This window comes from Burkholderia pseudomultivorans (genome assembly GCF_001718415.1).
In the GTDB taxonomy this organism is placed as follows: Bacteria; Pseudomonadota; Gammaproteobacteria; order Burkholderiales; family Burkholderiaceae; genus Burkholderia; species Burkholderia pseudomultivorans_A.
Window position 1 is genome coordinate 763,423 of the sequence record NZ_CP013378.1, and the last position, 20,003, is coordinate 783,425.

7 protein-coding genes are annotated in these 20,003 nt (G+C 68.4%); 6 read left to right on the top strand and 1 reads right to left on the bottom strand.

What is annotated here, in order from left to right; all coding sequences use genetic code 11:
* Positions 1–279: 279 nt before the first annotated feature.
* From WS57_RS16155 to WS57_RS16170, 3 genes are all read left to right on the top strand, one after another.
* A complete protein-coding gene (locus WS57_RS16155; protein WP_069245431.1) occupies positions 280–13,074 on the top strand; it encodes a filamentous haemagglutinin family protein in 12,795 nt (4,264 codons plus the stop codon).
* 195 nt (positions 13,075–13,269) lie between these two features.
* Positions 13,270–14,025, top strand: coding sequence for a S1 family peptidase (locus WS57_RS16160; RefSeq protein WP_059600723.1), 756 nt, complete (start codon positions 13,270–13,272; stop codon positions 14,023–14,025).
* A 565-nt stretch (positions 14,026–14,590) separates the two neighbouring features.
* On the top strand, positions 14,591–14,860 hold the full coding sequence (locus WS57_RS16170; RefSeq protein WP_009693418.1) for a FecR/PupR family sigma factor regulator: 270 nt from the start codon (positions 14,591–14,593) through the stop codon (positions 14,858–14,860).
* Between the two features lie 139 nt (positions 14,861–14,999).
* Here WS57_RS16170 and WS57_RS16175 read toward each other — a convergent pair whose 3' ends face one another.
* A complete protein-coding gene (locus tag WS57_RS16175; RefSeq protein WP_059519333.1) occupies positions 15,000–15,581 on the bottom strand; it encodes a hypothetical protein in 582 nt (193 codons plus the stop codon).
* Between the two features lie 755 nt (positions 15,582–16,336).
* Between WS57_RS16175 and WS57_RS16180 the strand changes: the two genes are divergently transcribed.
* The 3 genes from WS57_RS16180 to WS57_RS16190 all read left to right on the top strand — a co-directional run bounded on the left by WS57_RS16180 (position 16,337) and on the right by WS57_RS16190 (position 19,995).
* Entirely contained in the window at positions 16,337–17,509 is a 1,173-nt protein-coding gene (locus WS57_RS16180) for a TIGR03032 family protein (protein WP_081056906.1), read from the top strand.
* 5 nt (positions 17,510–17,514) lie between these two features.
* A complete protein-coding gene (cysC, locus tag WS57_RS16185) occupies positions 17,515–18,201 on the top strand; it encodes an adenylyl-sulfate kinase (protein ID WP_059519331.1) in 687 nt (228 codons plus the stop codon).
* 150 nt (positions 18,202–18,351) lie between these two features.
* On the top strand, positions 18,352–19,995 hold the full coding sequence (locus tag WS57_RS16190) for a ShlB/FhaC/HecB family hemolysin secretion/activation protein (protein ID WP_069244540.1): 1,644 nt from the start codon (positions 18,352–18,354) through the stop codon (positions 19,993–19,995).
* Positions 19,996–20,003 lie beyond the last annotated feature (8 nt).

Genomic DNA, 20,003 nt, shown 5'->3' on the forward strand with positions numbered 1-20,003 from the left:
CAGTTCAGGTCTTGCGCTCTTGCGCTCCCGAGGGGGCCGGGTATCGGCGCGTGCGTTCGCGCACGCCGGTATCGGCCGTTCGCCGATCGTGCGGCGGAGGGCGGCAAGTCCTCGAACCGGTCATCCATTCGTTGTCGTTTGCCTAACCAAATCGGGTTCGCTATGCCATCGCGGGTGTCGGGAAGCAGCGGTCGTACCAGCCAGCAGTCGGGCGCGGCCAGGGCCGCTCAGGAAACGGTTTTGCTGCGGCTTCGGCCGCTTCATCATGCGGTCGCGCTGATGCTCGCGGCAGGTGTGGCCGGGCACGCGCACGCGGCGGGCATCATGAACCTCGGGCAGGCGACGCGCAGCGCAGCGGGCGGCGCGGGCGCGGCCGGCGGCATGCCGGGCGTGCCGAATCTGGGCGTGTCGGCGCAGCAGGCGCTGCAGGCGAGCCAGCCATCGATCCGCAACCTCGGGCATGCGGCGCAGGCGGTGGCTGCGCAGATCGCCGCGCAGCAGCGTGCGGCTGCGGCTGCGGCAGGCTTGCCGTCGACGGTGCCGAACGGTCTGACGCCGGGCGGCTTGCAGGTTGCGCCGGGCATCACGTTCGCGAAGGACGGCAACGGCAATCTGGTCAGCCAGAACACCGACGCAAGCAATCCGCTGCTGTGGGTCAATGCGAATGCACCGACGCAGACGACGGACAGCAGCGGCCGCGTGAACGTGGACGTGAAGCAGACTGGCGCGAATGCGGTGCTGACTTGGGAGACGATGAACGTCGGGCGGCAGACGACGCTGAATTTCGATCAGTCGGCGGGCACGCAGACGAACGGCGCGAACAACTGGGCGGTGCTGAACCGGGTCAACGATCCGAGCGGCAGGCCCAGCCAGATTCTGGGGAACGTCACCGCGCAGGGGGCGGTGTACGTGATCAACCGAAACGGCGTGCTGTTCGGCGCGGGTTCGCAGGTGAACGTGCATTCGCTGGTGGCGTCGTCGCTGAACCTGCTGGACATGAAGAACCAGCCGATGCCGACGCCGGACGGCATCGCTGCGAGCAACCAGCAGTTCCTGAGCCTGCCGGCCGGCACGACCGGCGGCCTTGCGTATCCGGAGTCGGGCAGCTCGAACGTAGGCGGCGTGCAGGGGGCGGGCGGCGTGCCGAACGAAGTGCTGGGGCTCGGCAATACGGCGAACCTCGTCGGACCGTATCAGGCGCCGGGCGACATCACGATCGAACCGGGCGCGTCGATCACGACGCACACGAACGGCACGGTCAGCGACGGCGGCTTCGTGCTGGTGGCGGCGCCGAACGTGACGAACGGCGGCAGCATCACGGCGACGGCCGGGCAGGTCGTGCTGGCCGCCGGCGTCGGTGTCAGCGTGAGGCCCAACACGTCTCCCGCGCCGAACCCTCAGGTGCTGCTGCCGGAACTGAGCGGCCAGATCCACACGACCGACCTGCAAAGCGGTACATCGATCGACATCACGCCGGCCGGCACGCTGACGAACACGGGCATCGTCCAGGCCGCGCGCGGCAACGTGAACCTGCTGGGCAGCCGCATCGCGCAGAACGGCGTGGTGGGCGTGACGACGAGCGTGAACACGCCGGGCGCGATCACGATCTCGACCGCCGACGAGTACAACTCGAACAGTCCGTCGGGCGCTGCGTATCCGGGAACAGCTACCGTAGGCGGCGGCACCGGCGGTGGCGACGATGTGCATCGCGCAGGCCTGCTGAGCTTCGGCCCGGGATCGGTGACGATGGTGCTGCCGGACGACAACGGCCAGACCGCGACGTCGACGCCGGGTACGGTCTTTACGCCGGGCAGCATCGCGATGAAGGCGGGCGCGGTGTGGCTCGAGGGCGGCTCGCTGATCGAGGCACCCGGTTCGAGCGTGTCCGTGACGGCATTGACGCCGTCGATGGCCGGCGTCGTGCCGCCCCGGCAGACGGCGATACCCGGGCGTATCTATCTGGACGCCGGCGCGACGATCGACGTGTCGGGGCTCGCGAACGTCGAGCTGCCGATCGCGCAGACGCTGCTGCCGATCGAGCGGATCGGCCAGAACGAGCTGGCCGATTCACCGCTGCTGCGCAACAGCTTCCTGTTCGGCCTGAAGGGTGTCGTCGTCGACAGCACGCTGACGGGTACGCGCAGCGACGGCGTGCAGTGGGTCGGCAGCCCGATCCTGAACCTGTCGGGCTACGTGAACCTGGTCCCGCGCACGATCGACCAGCTGCTGACCAACGGCGGCACGATCATCCTGTCAGGCAATGAAGTGATGACCGCAACCGGTTCGTCGCTGAACCTGAACGGCGGCTACGTGCATTACGACGGCGGGATGGTGAACACGACGCGGCTCGTCGATGCGAACGGGGCGATCGTGCCGATCGGGCAGGCGAACCCGTATGACACCTATGTCGGCATTGCGGGGCAGTTCACCGAAACGCATCCGCGCTGGGGCGTGACGAAGACCTGGTACAACCCGCTGCTGAATACGGGCGTTTACACAGGCGACTACATCGTCGGCGGCAATGCGGGCACGCTGGATCTGTACGCGGCGCAGGCGCTGGTGCTCGACGGCGACATCAGCGCGCAGTCGTTTGCCGGATCGAAGCAGGTGCAGGGCAACAGTGTGCCGACCGGCGGCACGTTCAACCTCGGTGTCGACAAGAAGCTCCCCAGTGGCGCCGTGATCGGCCTCGCGTGGAACCAGTCCAGCGGTGCGCCATCCGGCGTCGCGGGCCTCGTGATCCTGCAGGACCAGGCGCCGCAGCTGACCGGCCTGATGCCGGACTTTTCGATCGAGACGCCGCTCGGCGCAAGCACGCCGCCCGCGTGGGCTGCCGACGATCCGCGCAACTTGCTGACGACGATGGTGGTGCCGGCCGCGACCTTGACCAACGGTGGCTTCGCGAACCTGAGCGTGACCGAGGACCAGACCGCGGGCAAGGGCATCGTGGTCGCGCCGGGCACGCAGCTGAACCTGCAGCCGGGGGGCGCCATTGCGTTCAGCAGCCCGGCGGTCGGCGCGGACGTCAACGTGGCGGGACGCCTGTCCGCACCGTCGGGTTCGATTTCGATTGCGAGCGGCGGCAACGTCGTCGTCGGGCCGCAGGGCGTGATCAGCGCCGCCGGCCAGTGGGTGAACAACAACGTGCGCGCGCAGCCGGGCACGACGCCCGGCAACAGCCAGTTCATCAACGGCGGCAGCATCGCGCTGTCGGCGAACGGCAGTTCGATCGGCCTGAGCGACGGCACGTTTGCCGACACGACCGGCTCGATCCTGTTGCAGCCGGGCAGCGTGCTCGACGTGTCGAGCGGCGGCGAGATGCTCGCGAACGGCCAGTTGCAGATGCAGAACGGTGTGCCGACAGGGCGGGCCGGCAATGTGACGCTGAGCACCTACGCGACGCCGACGTACGCGCAATTCGGCAACCTGCCCACCGTGCAGCCGACGGCCGGCACGCTCGCGCTGGGCGGCACGATCCTGAGCGAAGGGTTTTCGGGCGGCGGCACGCTGACGCTTCAGGCGCTCGGCTTCCGGATCGGCGGCGATCCGGCTGCGTCGTCGCCGTGGGACGTGTATCTGCCGGCGAGCTTCTTCTCGCAGCAGGGCTTCGGCAAGTACGTGCTGAACGCGCAGTACGACACGACGGTGGCGCCCGGCACATCGATCGCGCTCACGCAGCAGAATCGCATCCCGGACGTGCTGGCGCTGCAGCAGGCGGGCACGGGCGCGAACCTGGCGGCGGCAGCCCTGACGACGAGCGGCCAGCTCGACGCATATCACCGGCAGCCGACGAGCCTCGTGCTGACGGCCGGCAGCTATGCATCATGGCGCGCCTCGCCGACGACGATGCCGTCGTATCCGGGCGTGACCGGCGCAGTCACGCTGTCGGCCGGCGCGTCGATTCACGCGGATGCCGGCGCGAGCATTGGTCTCGGCTCGCCGATGCAGGTGACGGTGCTCGGTTCGGTGGTCGCGCCGGGCGGCTCGATCACGCTGAGCACCGATAGCGGCGGCCTGTTCACGCAGCCCGGTCAGCTCGGCCTGTTCGTTCCGAGCGACAGCCGCTCGGTGTGGCTCGGCCCGGACGCGACGCTCGACGTGTCGGGTATCGCGCTCGCCAATCCGCTCGCGGCGCCGGTCCGCATCGGCTCGGCAATCGGCGTGCCGGATACCGGCAAGGTGTTGCCGGGCGGGTCGGTGACGCTGTCGAGCGACAACGGCTATGTCGTCGCGCAGGCTGGCTCGAAAATCGACGTGTCGGGCGCGGCGGCGCATTTCGACCAGTTGCAGGCGAACGGCACGTATGCGTCGCAGCCGATGTGGAGCGATGCGGGCTCGATCACGCTGGCCGCCGGGTACGGCCTGTTCGCGGATGCGACACTGTCCGCCCACGGCGGCGCGGCGCAGGCGGGCGGCGGCACGCTGACGATCCTGCCGCGTCAGAACGTCGGCGTGCCCGGGGCGACCGCGCTGGTCGTCCGGCAGAGCGGCGCGCTCGTGCCGGCCGGGTTGGCGCCCGGCGACGACTTCACGGCCGCCACCTATCCGGCGACCGCGCAGCCGATCGGGCAACCGACCGGCGTGATCCAGTTCGTCGCCGACCGTCTGGACGGCTCGGGCATCGCGAACCTCGTGCTCGGCGACAGCACGCCGTCACCGTTGCCGATGCCGGTGCCGCCGATCGTGTTTGCGGGGGACGTGAATCTCGCGTTGCCGACGTCGGTGACGCTGAATACCGGCCGGATCGCCGCGCTGGGCCTCGACCAGCTCGATACGCTGCTGTCGACGCCGGCTCAGCAGTGGGGCGGCAACACCGCGTTGACGGCACTTCTGGCGCAAGCGCCCGCTCATCCGCTCGGCACGCACGTGACGATCGACGCTCCGTATGTGTCGGTGGCCGGGCCGGTGAATACGTCGTCGTCCGTGCCGTTCGCGCCGGTCGCGACGGTGTCGGATGCGACGCTGAACGTCAATGCGTCGTTCATCGATCTGCGCAACCAAGTTCAGTTGAACAACTTCGGTCACGCGAACTTCGACAGCCGCGGGGACATCCGCTTGAGTTCGACCAGCGTGACAATGACCGGCCCGACCGCGCTGGCGCCCGGCATGCTCTATACGCCGGGCAACCTGGCGTTCAAGGCGGCGGACCTGTATCCGTCGACCGGCAGTTCGTTCATCGTCGACGCGGCCGGGCCGGCCGACCCGGTCACGGGCCTGCCCATGCCGACCACAGTCACGTTCGCGTCGAACGGTGCGTCGGGCACGCCGTTGTCGGCGGGCGGCACGTTGCTGGTCGATGCGACACGCATCGTGCAGGGCGGCACCGTGCGCGCCCCGTCGGGCACGATCGTGTTCGGCGTCGGTGATCCGGCGAATGCGACGACGCAGGCACAGTTCGGCAACCTGCCGCTGGTCGCGACCGATTCGGTGACGTTCGCCAGCGGCAGTGTCACGTCGGTATCGAACAACGGCGCGATTCTTCCATACGGCACGACGGTCGACGGCGTCCAATGGCAGTTCAATCCGTTCACGGGCGTGACGGCGCCCGACCTGAGCGCGCCGCCGTCGAAGTTCATCGGCGTGAACGGCAGCAGCGTGATGCTTGCCAAGGGCGCGACGATCGACTTGTCGGGCGGCGGCGACCTGCAGGCGGTCGAATGGGTACCGGGCACCGGCGGTACGCGCGATGTGCTGTCGCAGTACAACGTCAGCTATGCGAGCGGCAAGGGCACGACGGCCGTGCCGACCAATGCCGGCGCGGGGAACGTCTACGCGATCGTGCCGGGCGCGCAGGCGCCGGTCGCCGCGTACGATCCGGTGTTCGCGCAATCCGTGCAGCCGGCGATCGCCGCGAACGGGACGGCGACGACCACGACCGCGACGCTCGGTGTCGGGCAGGCCGGCCTGAACGACGCGATCGGCAAGGCTGTGTATCTGTCTGGCGTGCCGGGGCTGGCGGCCGGCTACTACACGCTGCTGCCGGGCAAGTATGCGACGCTGCCGGGCGCGTATCGCGTGACGGTGTCGAGCATGGCGGGCAATGTCGCGCCGGGGGCGAGCGCGGTGCTGCCGGATGGCACGGTCGTGACCTCCGGTTACTTCGCCGACGCGCTGACGGGCAGCCGCAGCGCAACGCCGACGCTATTCAATGTGCAGTCGGGACCGGTATGGCAACAGTATTCGCAGTACACGTTGAAAGACGCCAACAGCTTCTTTACGGCACAGGCAGCGAGCAAGGGCAACGTGACGCCACCACTGCCGATGGACGGGGGGCAACTGGTGCTGGCCGCGACGAAGGCGCTTGCGCTTGGGGCGACGCTGAATACGGCGGCGGCGACAGGCGGTGCGCCGGCCGAGGTCGATATCGCGTCACAGGATATTCAGGTCACGGGCAATGGCACGCCGGCGCTGGCGGGCTATCTGCAGATCAGCGGTGACGCACTGGATTCGCTGAATGCGGGCAGCTTGTTGATCGGCGGCACACGCACGTCCACGACGAAGGGCGTGACGATCACGCCGATCGCAAACAGTGTGGTGGTGTCGAACGACGGGAACACGTCGTTGAAAGGGCCGGAGATCCTGCTGGTCACGAAGACCGACGCGCGCGGCACCGATCCGAACGCGGCGAACGGACTGCGTGTCGATGCAGGCGCGTCGATCGCGGCCGAGGGCGATTACCCGGCGGCGAAGGACCAGCCGATTGCGATCACGGGCGACGGCGCGTTGCTGCGCGTGTCGAACGGTGCGATGGCGCCGCTCACGCGCACGGGCGGCACAGGCGCTGGCCTGCTGACGGTTGGCGCGGGCGCGACGCTCGCGGGCGGCCAGGCACTGACACTCGATTCGTCGGGGAATCTGAAGGTCGATCCGAGCGCGGTGCTGTCGGCGAAGGCGATCACGGCGGATGGTTCGGCGATCACCTTTACGAACGCAGGTGGCGCGGCGGCGGCAAACCTGCCGGGCTTCGTGATCGATCCGGAGGGCCTTGCGCAATTCGCGAACGCCCAGCAAGTGACGCTGCGCAGTTACGGTGCGATCGGCTTCATGGGCGATGTGAACGCGACCTTCGGCAATAGCGTCGACTTGAGCGCAGGCACGTTCACGAGCGATGGCGGTCATGTGACGCTGACCGCACCACAGATCGCCTTCACGAACGAGGCGGGCGCGCCGAACGCGACATCGACAACCGGCAACGGCACACTGACCGTGAATGCGAAGGAGATCGACTTCGGCGCGGGCACGAAGACGCTGAGCGGGTTCAGTTCAGCGACCATGACGGCGACCGGCGGTATCGTCGCGCAGGATACGGGTACGTTCGACTTCGGGGCATTGCCGGTGACGCTGAATGCACCGGTGTATCTGGCCGATACGAGTTCGGCATCGACGGTGAAGACGACCGGCACGCTGACGCTGAAGGGCGCAACCGGCACTGCGTTGACGAAGACGCCCGTAGGTGGCGCGTTGAGCTTTATCGGCGGCACGCTTGCCGACAACGGCGCGACGATCATGGCGCCGGCCGGCAACGTGAGCCTGAAGGCAACGAGCGGGAACCTGACGATCGGCAGCGGTTCGACCGTGAGTTCCGCGGGCGTATCGAAGCAGTTCTTCGATGTGACGCAATATGCGCCGGCCGGTGCGATCAGCCTGATCGCGGACAAAGGTACGGTCGATGTGCAATCCGGTTCGACGCTGGACTTCTCGGGCGCGACGGGTGGCGGTGCGGCGGGCAGCCTGACGCTGTCGGCCCCGCAGCAGGTGGTGAACCTGAACGGCACGCTCAAGGGCGGCGCGGCGAACGGCTACGCGGGCGGCTCATTCTCGCTCGACACGGGTGGGGCGGCCAACCTGGATAGCCTGGCAACGACGCTTGCATCGAGCGGCGTAAACAGCGCGATCTCGGTTCACACGAAGACGGGCAACCTGACGTTGTCGGCCGGCAACACGCTGACCGCGCACATGGTATCGCTGACCGCCGACGGCGGCGCCGGCCGCGCCTCGGACACCGCGAACGGCAACGTCAACCTGTTCGGCACGATCGACGCATCGGGCAACGCGGGCGGGGAGATCGACCTGTACGGCAAGAGCGGCGTGGACATCGAGGGCACGCTGCTCGCACGCGGCTCGGATCCGGCCCAGCGCGGCGGCAAGGTGAACATCGGCACGAGCGCGACGTTCGATCCGGCGATCGTCGACGCGAACGGCCACTCGATCGCGAACAACGCGACCTACGGCTACGAGAACATCGATCCGGCCAATTCGGGGCGCATCGTGCTGGGCGCGAACGCGCTGATCGACGTATCGGGCGGCACGGCCGGCGGCCTGTCGGGCGGCACGGTGAATTTCCGCGCACCGCTGCTGATGGACGGCACGGTCGACGTGACGCTGAACGCGCCGTCGGATTCAAGCAAGTACGGCATCAAGGGTTCGCGTGCGACGACGCTCGAGGCGTATGCGGTATGGAGCACGACGGATGCGACGGCCGGTGCACACCATTTCGACGGGATCGTCGATCCGGCCGGCTGGTACGACGGCAACGGCCACCTGCTGGCCGGCACCTTCACCGCGCAGGGCACGGGCGGCGCGACGTTCGCGTTCGCGCCGGACGGCACCGGCGGCGGCACGCTGACGAACAACTCGACCGGCGCGCAGGCGACGCTGACCGGCAGCCAGGCCGATCTTGCCTCGCTGTACAACGGCGTCGCGTCGATCGACTTCCCCGGCATGGACGGCACGTACTTCGTGCCGACCAGCGCGAACGCCGATCACCAGGCCTACTACGGCGGGCAGATCGTCAAGGCGGGCGACGGCACGCTGAAGATGGTGCCCGGCACGTTGATGGATTTCGTCCAGAACGGTCTCGGCGAGAACGGGCCGAGGCTGGCCGGGCAGACGTCGAACGTGCCGAATTTCCGCGTCGCGCCGGGCATCGAACTGGACAACCCGAGCCGGGCGATCAACGGCGGCAACATCTCGATCCTGTCGAACTGGAACCTCGGTACCGGCTTGCCGAACGACAGCGGTACGATCGTCCCCGTCTATCGCTATCGGCAGACGATCGCGCCGATGCTGACGTTCCGGGCCGCGAACGATTTCGATGCGCAGGCGAGCATCACGGACGGCTTCTTCCAGAACACGGTGGCGACGATCCTCGGCGCGGCGGGCAATGCGGGGGCGACCGGCACCTATACGGATGCGCTGGCGCTGTATAACAGCCTGATGTCGATCGACGATCCGGCGTCGATCACCGTGCAATTCACCGACGGGACGAGCCAGTCGCTGACCGCGATCGGCAGCGATGCGACGAACCCGCTGCACGACCCGAACATCGCGCTGAGCGCGCCGCTGACGAATCAGTCCGCCGAATATTATTCCGACTATCTCCAGTACGCGAATTCATGGGGAACCTATTACGGAAACTGGGCCAGCGGACGCTATGCGCTCCATATGATGCCGTGGTCCCCGCTGCATGTCGCGGCGCCCGTCCGCGCGGATTACGCGTCGTATCAGGATTATCTGACGGCGTACTTCGACGGCCCGAGTAGCTGGCTGTGGGGGTACAACGTATTGACCGTTACCGGCGCAATCAAGAACGGCGTGGTCCTTGCCGAGAAGTTTGGCACGCCGACGCCGCCGGATTTTTCATCGAATCCCGGCGATTACGGGCAATACGTGGCCGTCTACGACCGCTATCTGGACAAAGTCTCCGGCACAAAATCGCTGCCGTCGCCGTTCGTGAATCCGAAGAACGCATACAACTTCTTCTACGCGCCGACCGCGCCGCTGTCGATCCCGTACACGGGGCTCAATATCGGCACCTTGCCCGGCAATGTACCGGCCAATGTCGCGACGGCCGACAATCCGCTGCCGATCAGCTTCGCGTCGCTGCTGGGCGGCCAGAGTTCGTCGTACCGGATCGTCGCCGGCGCCGACATCGCGAGTGCCAATCCGCTCGCGGTGCAGCCGGCCGCGGCGATCGGCGCCGGCAGCGCGTCCGGCGGCAACGTGACGCTGAGCCAGCATACGGCCTACGTCGATTCGAACGGGCTCACACTGCTGCAGCCGACGACGATCCGCACCGGCACGGGCTCGATCGACGTGGCCGCGGGCAACGCCTTCACGCTGGCGGACACGATCGCGCCCGGCGTCGTCTATACGGCCGGTGCGCCGGCGCAGGCCGAGCCGCCGCAGGGCCTGGTCCCGGCCGTGATGAGCGGCGGGTCGGGGCGGCCCGACATCCTGGTCACGCCGGTCGTCAACCCGGATTCGGCCGGCGACATCACGATTCGCGCACAAGGCGACATCAACGGCGTCGAATACGTGACCGATACGACGGGCGCGGTGACGGGCGCGCCCGGCAGCAGCATCGGCCAGTACTGGTGGCAGTGGATGCAGATCTCGCCGGGTGTCACCAACGGTCCCGGCGGGATCACGCCGTTGACGCGCACGTCGATCGACTTCGGCGCGTTCGGCCAGGGCGTGATGAGCGTCGGCGGCAACGTGTCGGTCAGCGCGGGCGGCACGATCTCGGACCTGGCCGTGTCCTTGCCGACCACGTGGTATCTCGGTACCGACGGCAAGCCGGTCACCGTCGGCGGCGGTAACATGACGGTGCGCGCCGGCGGCAATATCCTCAGCGGCACCTACTTCGTCGCGAAGGGCGCCGGAACCATCGCAGCCGGCGGACGTATCGGGCCTGATATCGCTGTGCCGTCGCGCAATACGGGCCAGGGCCCGGTGGCCGTGTCGACGATCCTGGCGGCGCAGGACGGCGTATTCGACGTCACCGCACGACAGGGCGTCGAACTCGGCGCGGTGCTCGATCCGTCGTATGCGAGCGCTTTCCCGCAGGCCGGCGGTTCGCCGACCGGCCAGATCACGCTCCAGAACTATTCGCAGTATGCCGACGGCCAGGGCTATTCGCCGGGATCCACGGTGAACGTGCTGTCCACGACCGGCGATATCCGGCTCGGCATGATCGGCAGCATGTTGACCGGCGCCAACGGGGTGCTGCCCGCCAGCGTGAACCTGACGGCATTCGGCGGCAACATCGACATCGACACGGGCGGCACCCTCTATCCGTCTGCAGTCGGACAGCTGAACCTGATTGCCGACCAGTCGGTGCACCTGTCCAACATCGCGTCGCAGTACGTCAACGATGCTGCGCTGTCGAACCAGTTCGGCATGTCCGATGCCGATCCGGCGATGATGCCGTCGCCGACGAACCCGACTGCGACCGTCCCGTCGCTGACGGGCACGACGCTCTCCGCGCATGCATCCGAGGCATTGCACGGCGACGATGCGACGCCTGCGCGGATCTACAGCCTGGACGGCAGCATCGTGAACGGCACGGCCGACGCCTCCGGCAACGGCTTCTACAGCAATCTCCTCACGCTGTCGATCGACAAGCCGGCGCTGCTGCAGGCCGGTCAGGACATCGTCAACCTCGCATTGTTCGGCCAGAACCTGCGCAGCTCGGACGTGACGCGCGTGGTGGCCGGCCGCGACATCTACGACACGCCGCTGCCGTACAACGCCGGCGCGATACCGGTGCTCGCGCTCGGCGGGCCGGGCTGGTTCGACGTGCAGGCCGGTCGCAATATCGGCCCGCTGACGAACCCGGTGCAGCTCTACAACGCACAGGGGAACACCGGCTCGCTCAATACCTTCTTTGCAGGCATCGATGCGATCGGCAATGCGAACAACCCGAACCTGCCGCACGAGAGCGCAAACGTGAACGTGCTGTTCGGCGTCGGGCCCGGCGTCGACCTGTCGGGCTTCATCTCGACCTACATCGCGCCGGGCAGTGCGGTGGCAGGTGTACCGAGCGCGACGCCGGCGCTGATCGCGTTCATGCAGGAGTACGACGCCGGGCAGAGCGTCGACACCGGCCTCGCCAAAGACAGGCAGGACGCGCTGGCGAAAGTGAGCCAGATGACGGCCGATGAGGCGTGGAAGCAGTTCCAGGCGCTGCCGTCGTACGTGCAGCAGTTCTTCGCCGAGAAGGTGTTGTTCGGCGTGCTGACGCAGGTCGGCGCGGATTACAACAACCCGGCCAGCACGTATTACCGGAAATATGCGCGCGGATACGGGGCGCTCAATACGATGTTCCCCGCGTCGCTCGGCTATACGGCGAACAACCTGGGCGGCGGGGGCAACGGGGCGAACCGGCCGGTCGGCACCGGCGATCTGGATATGCGCAGCACGACGATCCAGACGCAGCAGGGCGGCAGCATCTCGATCCTCGGGCCGGGCGGGCAGGCGCTGGTGGGCAGCACGTCGGCGCCGCCGCAAATCGTCGACAGCAACGGGAATGTCGTCGCCGGCCCCGGCACGATGGGCATCCTGACGCTGGAGAAAGGTGACGTGAACATCTTCACGGACCAGAGCGTGCTGCTCGCGCAGAGCCGGATCTTCACCGAGCAGGGCGGCGACATGACGATCTGGAGCTCGAACGGCGACATCAACGCCGGCAAGGGTTCGAAGTCGTCGGCCGACACGCCCGCGCCGCAGTATGTGTGCGATGCGAACCATTACTGCACGGTCGATGCGCGCGGCGAGGTGACGGGGGCGGGCATCGCGACGCTGCAGTCGCTGCCGGGCGTGCCGGCTGGCACGGTGAACCTGATTGCGCCGCGCGGGACCGTGGATGCGGGCGATGCGGGGATACGCGCGGGCAACCTGAACGTGGCGGCGCTGCGGGTGGCGAACGCGGACAACATCCAGGTGACGGGCAAGGCGACCGGCATCCCGATGGTGCAGGCGGTCAACACCGGCGCGCTGACCGCAGCCAGTTCGGCCGCCTCGGCGGCGAGCCAGATGGCGCAGGATATCGCGAAGAACAACGCATCGGGCGGCAGCCAGCGCCGCTGGACGATCTCGGTGCAGGTGGAAGGCTTCGGCGATCCAGGCGGCGACGACAAGCGCCGGCACCGTGGCACGCAGCAGCTCGGCTACGACGCGTCCAGCTCGGTGGCCGTGCTCGGCGCCGGCGCGGTCGGCGACGCGCAGCGCGCGTTGCTGAATCCGGACGAGCGGGCGAAGCTCGGCAGGACGATCAAGGTAAACAGGCTCTGATGCGGGATGGCGTCGCCCGATCCGTCTTGTTCTTGTATAGGCATTTTCCACGTGAGCGGACGGAGGTGAGCGATGCGCGACAGCCTGCAAACGATCGCCGCGATCCCGCGGGCGGGGCGCGCGACCGCCGGCGGCGTCACGAAACCGGCCCGGGCGAGCGCATCGGCGCGGCCCGCCCGGCGCCGGACCGCCTGAATGAAGCCCGTGCTCCGGACGGCATTGGCGGCGGCGCTGCTGTTCGCCGTCGCCGCCACGGCCCAGACGACGCGCGAGCCGGCGATGAACGCGCCGTCGAAGCGGATCGACGCGTTCGCGCTGGAGGCCAACGCGACGGGCTTCTTCGTCAACGACGACGGCGACCTGCTGACCGCGCGCCATGTCGTCGACGCGTGCCGGACGCTGTTCGTGGTCAAGGATGCGCGTGTTGCGCGGGCGACGGTCAAGGCGGTGAGCCGCGACCGCGATCTGGCGGTGATCACGAGCGCGATCCGGCCGCTGCTGGCCGCGACCTTTGCGCAGCGCGCGGACATGCACGCGGCACAGCCGGTGTTCGCGGCGGGCTATGATGTGCTGCGCCACATGCCGGACCGCGCGACGACGCTGTACAACGCGTTCACGCGCGCCGATGCGCGCGGCGACGCATCGGACGAGTTCACGCTGATGTCGGCCGCGACCCACGGGGCGAGCGGGGCGCCGGTGCTGGATCAGGCCGGTCGCGTGATCGGGCTGATCACGGAGCGCGCGACGGTGTCCGGCGACGATGCGCGTTCGGTCGCGACACGCACGGACGCGGCGAGCTATGTGATCGCGCTCCGCAGCGATCCGATCAAGACGTTCCTGCGCGCATCGGGCGTGCCGTTCGGCGAATCGGACGCGCCGCAGCTCGAGCCGATGCAGGCGCGCGGGCCGCGTGCGGCGACGCTGGAGGCCGGAATACTGTGCGGTGGTTGAAGAGGGCGCCAGCGCGCGAACCCCGGCCCCGCAGGCGGACACCGTCCCCGTCGCGCCAGCCAAAATGGTTCGTAACATTCGTCATACGCGTGTTGCCGCCTGCCCGTTAGTCTGATGCAGGAACGTGCCGCCACCCGCAGCGATCGCTGCGGGCGACCGCTGGCGCCATGCGACACGACGAGGGGGCGAAGATGGAGGTTGAGTACCCGCATCACGCGACGGCCGGTGCGCCGGCCGCCGGCGCGTCCGACATCCCGAACCGCGCGGCGAACCTGTCCCGCGCGCGGGACTGGCACGCGGCCGGCCGGTTCGACGACGCGGCGCGTCGCGCGAGTCCGAAATCGATGTGCCGCCACTCGTGGCCGGCGGGGCGCCGATGCCGCGACCTCCGCCGTGCGGGTGATGCGTGCGCGATTCGACTTGATCCATGAGGGCCGGCAAACGGTCGGCCGCGTCGGCGCGAGCGCGCAGCGCGTCGCCGGTCCCGGGACGGGTGTGGCAAAGCACGCCGCGCAGGTTCGCGCGGGGCGGTCGGGTGCATTAGGCTTCGGGCGGCGACGTAATCATGACGATATCGGAACCGGGCGATCGAGAGCGGCATGCGCAGGACGCGGACGAAGCGATCCGCGAAGGCGCGATTCGCTGGCTGCTGTGGCTGCGCAACGGCGACGTGGCCGCGTGCGAATTCGACGCGTTCGAGCGCTGGTGCGCGCAAAGCGTCGCCCATGCGGACGCGGTCTACGACGTGATGTGGCTGTGGGCGATGCTCGGTATGCTCGGCACGCCGGAACAGGACCGCGACGCGGCGCCGGACGACACGCCGTCCATTCATTGACGTTCTGCGGCATCCGCCGCGAGCGCGACGACGAGCAGCACCGTGATGAGCGCGATGCCGCGCTGGCGCGGCGAACGGCGGATGGGGAGCGGAGCGTGTCGAGGCATGGTCGGGTTCCGGAACGCGAGGCGCGCGGCCGTCAGGCTTCGAACGCCAGCCACGCGTGCAGCATGCTCGCATGCGCGGATGACGCGAATCCGAATCCCGCGACGAGCGCCGCGACCCACGCGGCGAGCGACGTGTCGCGCGCGCCGCCGGCCGGCAGCGCGAGCGGGCCGATCAGCCCGGCAATCGCGTCCGCGTGCCACAGCAGCAGCGCGAACAGCGCGCACGCGAGCGCCATGGCGACGCCGAAGCAGTGTGCGGCGACCGCGCGGCGGCTGGTAAACGGCGTGCGGTGGTGATGCTGGTTCGCGGCGACGATCGCGACGCCGTTCGCGAGCGGCACGATCGCCATCGCGGCGGCCCAGAAGAACGGCTGGTCGCTCGACGGATTGATCAGCAGCAGCGTGCCGATCGACCAGAACGGCGGTGCGAGCAGCGTCATTGCGATCCACGACAGCAACTGCCAGCGCAGCCACGGCGCGCGCCAGCGCAGTGCGCGCGCGTACGGCACCGCGCGGCCGCGGCCGGCGCCGCGCAGGCGGCCGCCCGCCGCGCCGGCCTGCGCGGCGGTGCGCATCCCGGCGAGCCAGCGCCGGAGGATCGTCGCGATCGACATCGTGTCACCGTAGTGTGCCCGTTACATTCACCAAGACGTTCGGCCGGCCGCTATCCCGCAGGCATCGCGAGGCAGGATCGCGGATGCCGGCCGATCCGGAAGAAAGTTCCGATGAATGTCATAAAAAGTTACCTGTTCGAAGCCGACGATAAGCCGGTTGCCGTACGGGTCACGTCAGTTTTGCCGCCGCCGGCGATCGCGGCCACGCGACGGCAGCGCAGGTGGACGGCGGGACGGCGCGCACGCGTGAGAGGGCGTGACGCGTCCGGCCCGTGTCGCCCGTCGAACGGCGGGCGACGCAAGCATCACAGACGTCGAGTGACGACGCGATGATCGACACGCGCCTGCCGGTGGCCAGGCCGGCGCGTCCGGTTCGCGCGATGCGCAGCGCGCACCGCGCCATCTCGTCCGGGTTCGGGCGTCCCGTCGTGTGCCAGCGACACGGCCGCCGTGAAGCTGCCTTCCTGATTGGCATTTCCTCTTTCGAAGCATCGCGACCGCTCCGTCTGCGACGGGGTTGCCGAATGCGTGCCGCATGTGTGCCGCATGCGCGCTGCCGGCCGGTCGGCGCTGAATGGCAAAAAAAATGTGCGGCAATGCGCAAGTCGTTCCGTCTAGGTAGGTGTGAGCTGGATTCGGGTGGTGCGCCTCGATGCGCGGCACCACCGGATGCGGGCGCAACGAACCGCGATGCGGCATGCGCAGGGCCGATCGGCCGGCGCCGCGAGCGGCGCGCAACCAACGGGACCATCGACTTGGAACAGTTCGACAACAGTCGCTCGGCGAGCAAATCCGCAACGCAGCAGGCGGTCACGGCGTCGACGCAGACGGACGGGCACGACGACGTCGCCGCGCCGTTCATCAACCTGCGCGATACCGGCCGCTTCCTCGACGTGCTCGCGTCGCTGCGCTGCTCGCTCGCGATTAGCCGCCGGCCGTCGGGCGTCGCGCTGGTCGGCGTCGACAACGGCGTGCCGACGCTGTCCGCGTGCCTGCTGCCGCGCTCGATGGGCATGGCGGTCGCCGGCAACCGGCTCGCGATCGCGACCACGCACGAACTGATGGTGTTCGCGAACGTATCGACGCTCGCGCCGCTCTATCCGGCTCGTCCCGACCATTACGACGCAATGTTTGTCCCGCGTCTGTCCTATTACACCGGCGATCTCGACCTGCACGACATGGCGTTCGACAAGCAGGTCGTGCTCGCGGTCAACACGCGCTACTCGTGCATCTGCGTGATCGACGGTTACTTCAATTTCACGCCGATCTGGCAACCGCCGTTCGTCACTGCAATGGCGCCCGACGATCGCTGCCACCTGAACGGGATGGCGTTCAGCGACGGCAAGGTGCGTTATGCGACCGCGCTCGGGCACAGCGACACGCCGTTCGGGTGGCGCAGGAACATGGCCGGCGGCGGCATCGTGATGGAAGTGCCGTCGGGCCGGATCGTCGCGTCGGGGCTGTCGATGCCGCATTCGCCGCGCATGATCGGCGGCCGTCTGCACGTGCTCGAAGGCGGGCGCGGCCATGTGCTGCAGATCGACCCGCAGAGCGGCGCGACGCGCGTGCTCGCGACGCTGCCAGGCTTCACGCACGGGCTCGCCGAATACGGCGGCGTGCTGTTCGTCGGGCTATCGAAGCTGCGCGACAAGCGCGGGCCGCAAGGTTTGCCGATCGAAAGCGGGCAGGAACCGCTCGTCGCGGGTGTCGCCGCGCTCGATGCCGGCAGCGGCGAGGTGTTCGGCATCCTGCAGTTCTTCAACGGCGTCGACGAGGTGTTCGACGTGCAGGTGCTGCCGAACGTGCGGCGCGGCGAGATTCTCGGTCCGCGCGAATGGAGCGACACGCCGTCGATCGCGACGATGCACGGCGGGTTCTGGCAAACGCGTCCGCGCGAAGCGGACGAGCCGGCAGCGGCCGGCCGGTGAGCGCGATGAAGATCCAGTCTTGCGGGTTATCCCTGCCGGTTTCGTCCTTGTCGGTAGAGGCGGCCGATCCGGCCTCCGCCGACGTCGCGGCGCGGTCGGCGGCGCGCGGGAATGCGCGCGCGGTCGTGGCAACGGGCGGCGGCGTGCTGTGGCTGACCGGCCTGCCGGGCGCCGGCAAGACGACGCTCGCGCAGGCGCTTGCCGGGCGCCTGCGCCGTCTCGGCACGGCGGCGGTGGTGCTCGACGGCGATCGGCTGCGCACCGGACTGAATCGTGACCTCGGGTTTTCGGAGCGCGACCGGTTCGAGAACGTACGGCGGACCGCCGAGGTCGCCGCGCTGTTCGCCGAGGCGGGCGTCGTCGCGATCGTCGCGATGATCTCGCCGCGTGCGGCGATGCGCGAGCTGGCCCGCGCGGCGATCGGCGACGCGTTCCGCGAGATCTACGTCAGCGCGCCGGTCGACGTATGCGCGGCACGCGATCCGAAAGGCCTGTATGCGAAGGCGTATCGCGGCGAGCTGCCGGAATTCACCGGCGTGTCGTCGCCATACGACGCGCCGACGGACGCGGCGCTCGTGCTGGATACCACGAGCCGGTCGATCGACGCGTGCGTCGACGCATTGCTGCGGCTCGCGACCGATGCGTTCGGGTACGGCGTCGAAGCGGGAACGACGCTGCACGGACGGCGCTGACGCAGCAGGCGTCGCAGAAGAAGTGGTAACCGATATATTAAGGATGACTGACTTGAAGTCATCAAACTGAAACAGGGCTTTGATAGCGGGTGCGCCGGATCGGCAGCCCCGCCTGCATAGCGGGATTCGGAACAAAAAGGGGAAAGGCGCATGCCGCCGAGAGTAGACCGTAAATCACACGACCAGCGGCGACGACGCCGATGCCTGGCCGGCGTCGCGCTGGTCGGCGGACTGAGCCTCGCATCGGGTGCGCGCGCACAGGACGCCGCACCCGATGCGAAGGCCGCGCAGGGGGCACCGGGCGCGCCGCGCACGTTCGACGTCAACGAGTTCATCGTGCGCGGCAACACGACGCTGCCGTCCATCGAGATCGAGAAGGCCGTCTATCCGTTCGAAGGGCCGGGCCGCACGCTGGCCGACGTCAACGCGGCGCGTGATGCGCTGCAAAAAGCGTATCAGGACCGCGGCTATCAGTCGGTCGTGGTCGAGCTGCCGCAGCAGCAGGTGAAGAACGGCGTGATCCTGCTGCAGGTGGTCGAGGCCAAGGTCGGCCGGCTGCGCGTCGACGGCGCGCAGTACAACTCGCCGCAGAAGATCCGCGACGCGGTGCCCGCGCTCGCGGAAGGCTCGGTGCCGGACTTCAACCAGGCGCAGCAGCAGCTCACCGACCTGAACCGCTCGGCCGACCGCCAGGTGATTCCGGTGCTGAAGCCGGGCACGCTGCCGCAGACCGTCGACGTCGACCTGAAGGTCGACGATCACAGCCCGCTGCACGGCTCGCTCGAACTGAACAACGACAACAGCCCCGGCACGTCGACGCTGCGCACGACCGTGAGCTTAAGCTATTCGAACCTGTGGCAGCTCGGCCACGTGATTTCCGGCACCTACGTGCTTGCGCCGCAGCATCCGAACGACGCGCGCGTCTATTCGTTCTCGTATCTCGCGCCGCTGAAGGACACGCACTGGAGCCTGCTCGCGACGATCGTGCATTCGGACAGCAACGTCGCGTCGGTCGGCGGCACCAACGTGCTCGGCAAGGGCACGACCTACGGCTTCACCGCGATCTACGCGCTGCCGTCGTCGGACACCTACGCGCATTCGGTCAGCGTCGAGATCGATCGCAAGCACTACGACGAAAACGTGAGCCTCGCGGGACAGACGTCCACCGCGCCGCTCACCTATGTGCCGGTCACCTTCGCATACAACGGCCAGCTGAGCCTGCAGCAGTCGCAGACGTCGTTCTCCGCGTCGCTGACGACCAACATCCGCGGGCTCGGCAGCGACTGGGGCGCATGGGACAACAAGCGCTACAACGCGACGCCGGATTTCGTGTACGGCAAATTCGACGTCAACCATACGCAGCGCTTCAAGAACGACATGCAGGCGAACGCGCACGTGAGCGCGCAGATCTCGAACTCGCCGCTCGTGTCGAGCGAGCAGTTCGCCGCGGGCGGGATGAATAGCGTGCGCGGCTACATGCAGGCCGAAGACACTGCCGACAGCGGCGTGATCGGCTCGCTCGAAGTCAGAAGCCCGTCGCTCGCTAAATACCTCGGCGGCCGCGTGAACGAATGGCGCTTCCACGCCTTCGTCGATGCCGCACATCTGTGGCTGCTGAGCCCGCTGCCGGAGCAGACCTCGAGCTTCAACCTGCTGAGCGTCGGCGTCGGCACGCGGCTGCAGCTGTTCAAGTACGCGAGTGCGGACTTCGAGGCCGGCTGGCCGCTGAAGGCCGGTGTCTATACGAAGCAATACAGCCCCAGGTTCGATTTCTACGTGCGGCTGGGGTTCTGACCTGACGG

Bases quoted from the DNA above. Each gene is read 5' to 3' on its own strand.
- cysC (WP_059519331.1), top strand. From the start codon at position 17,515: ATGAAGATCCAGTCTTGCGGGTTATCCCTGCCGGTTTCGTCCTTGTCG.
- WS57_RS16175 (WP_059519333.1), bottom strand. From the start codon at position 15,581: ATGTCGATCGCGACGATCCTCCGGCGCTGGCTCGCCGGGATGCGCACC.
- WS57_RS16160 (WP_059600723.1), top strand. From the start codon at position 13,270: ATGAAGCCCGTGCTCCGGACGGCATTGGCGGCGGCGCTGCTGTTCGCC.
- WS57_RS16170 (WP_009693418.1), top strand. From the start codon at position 14,591: ATGACGATATCGGAACCGGGCGATCGAGAGCGGCATGCGCAGGACGCG.
- WS57_RS16155 (WP_069245431.1), top strand. From the start codon at position 280: ATGCTCGCGGCAGGTGTGGCCGGGCACGCGCACGCGGCGGGCATCATG.
- WS57_RS16190 (WP_069244540.1), top strand. From the start codon at position 18,352: ATGCCGCCGAGAGTAGACCGTAAATCACACGACCAGCGGCGACGACGC.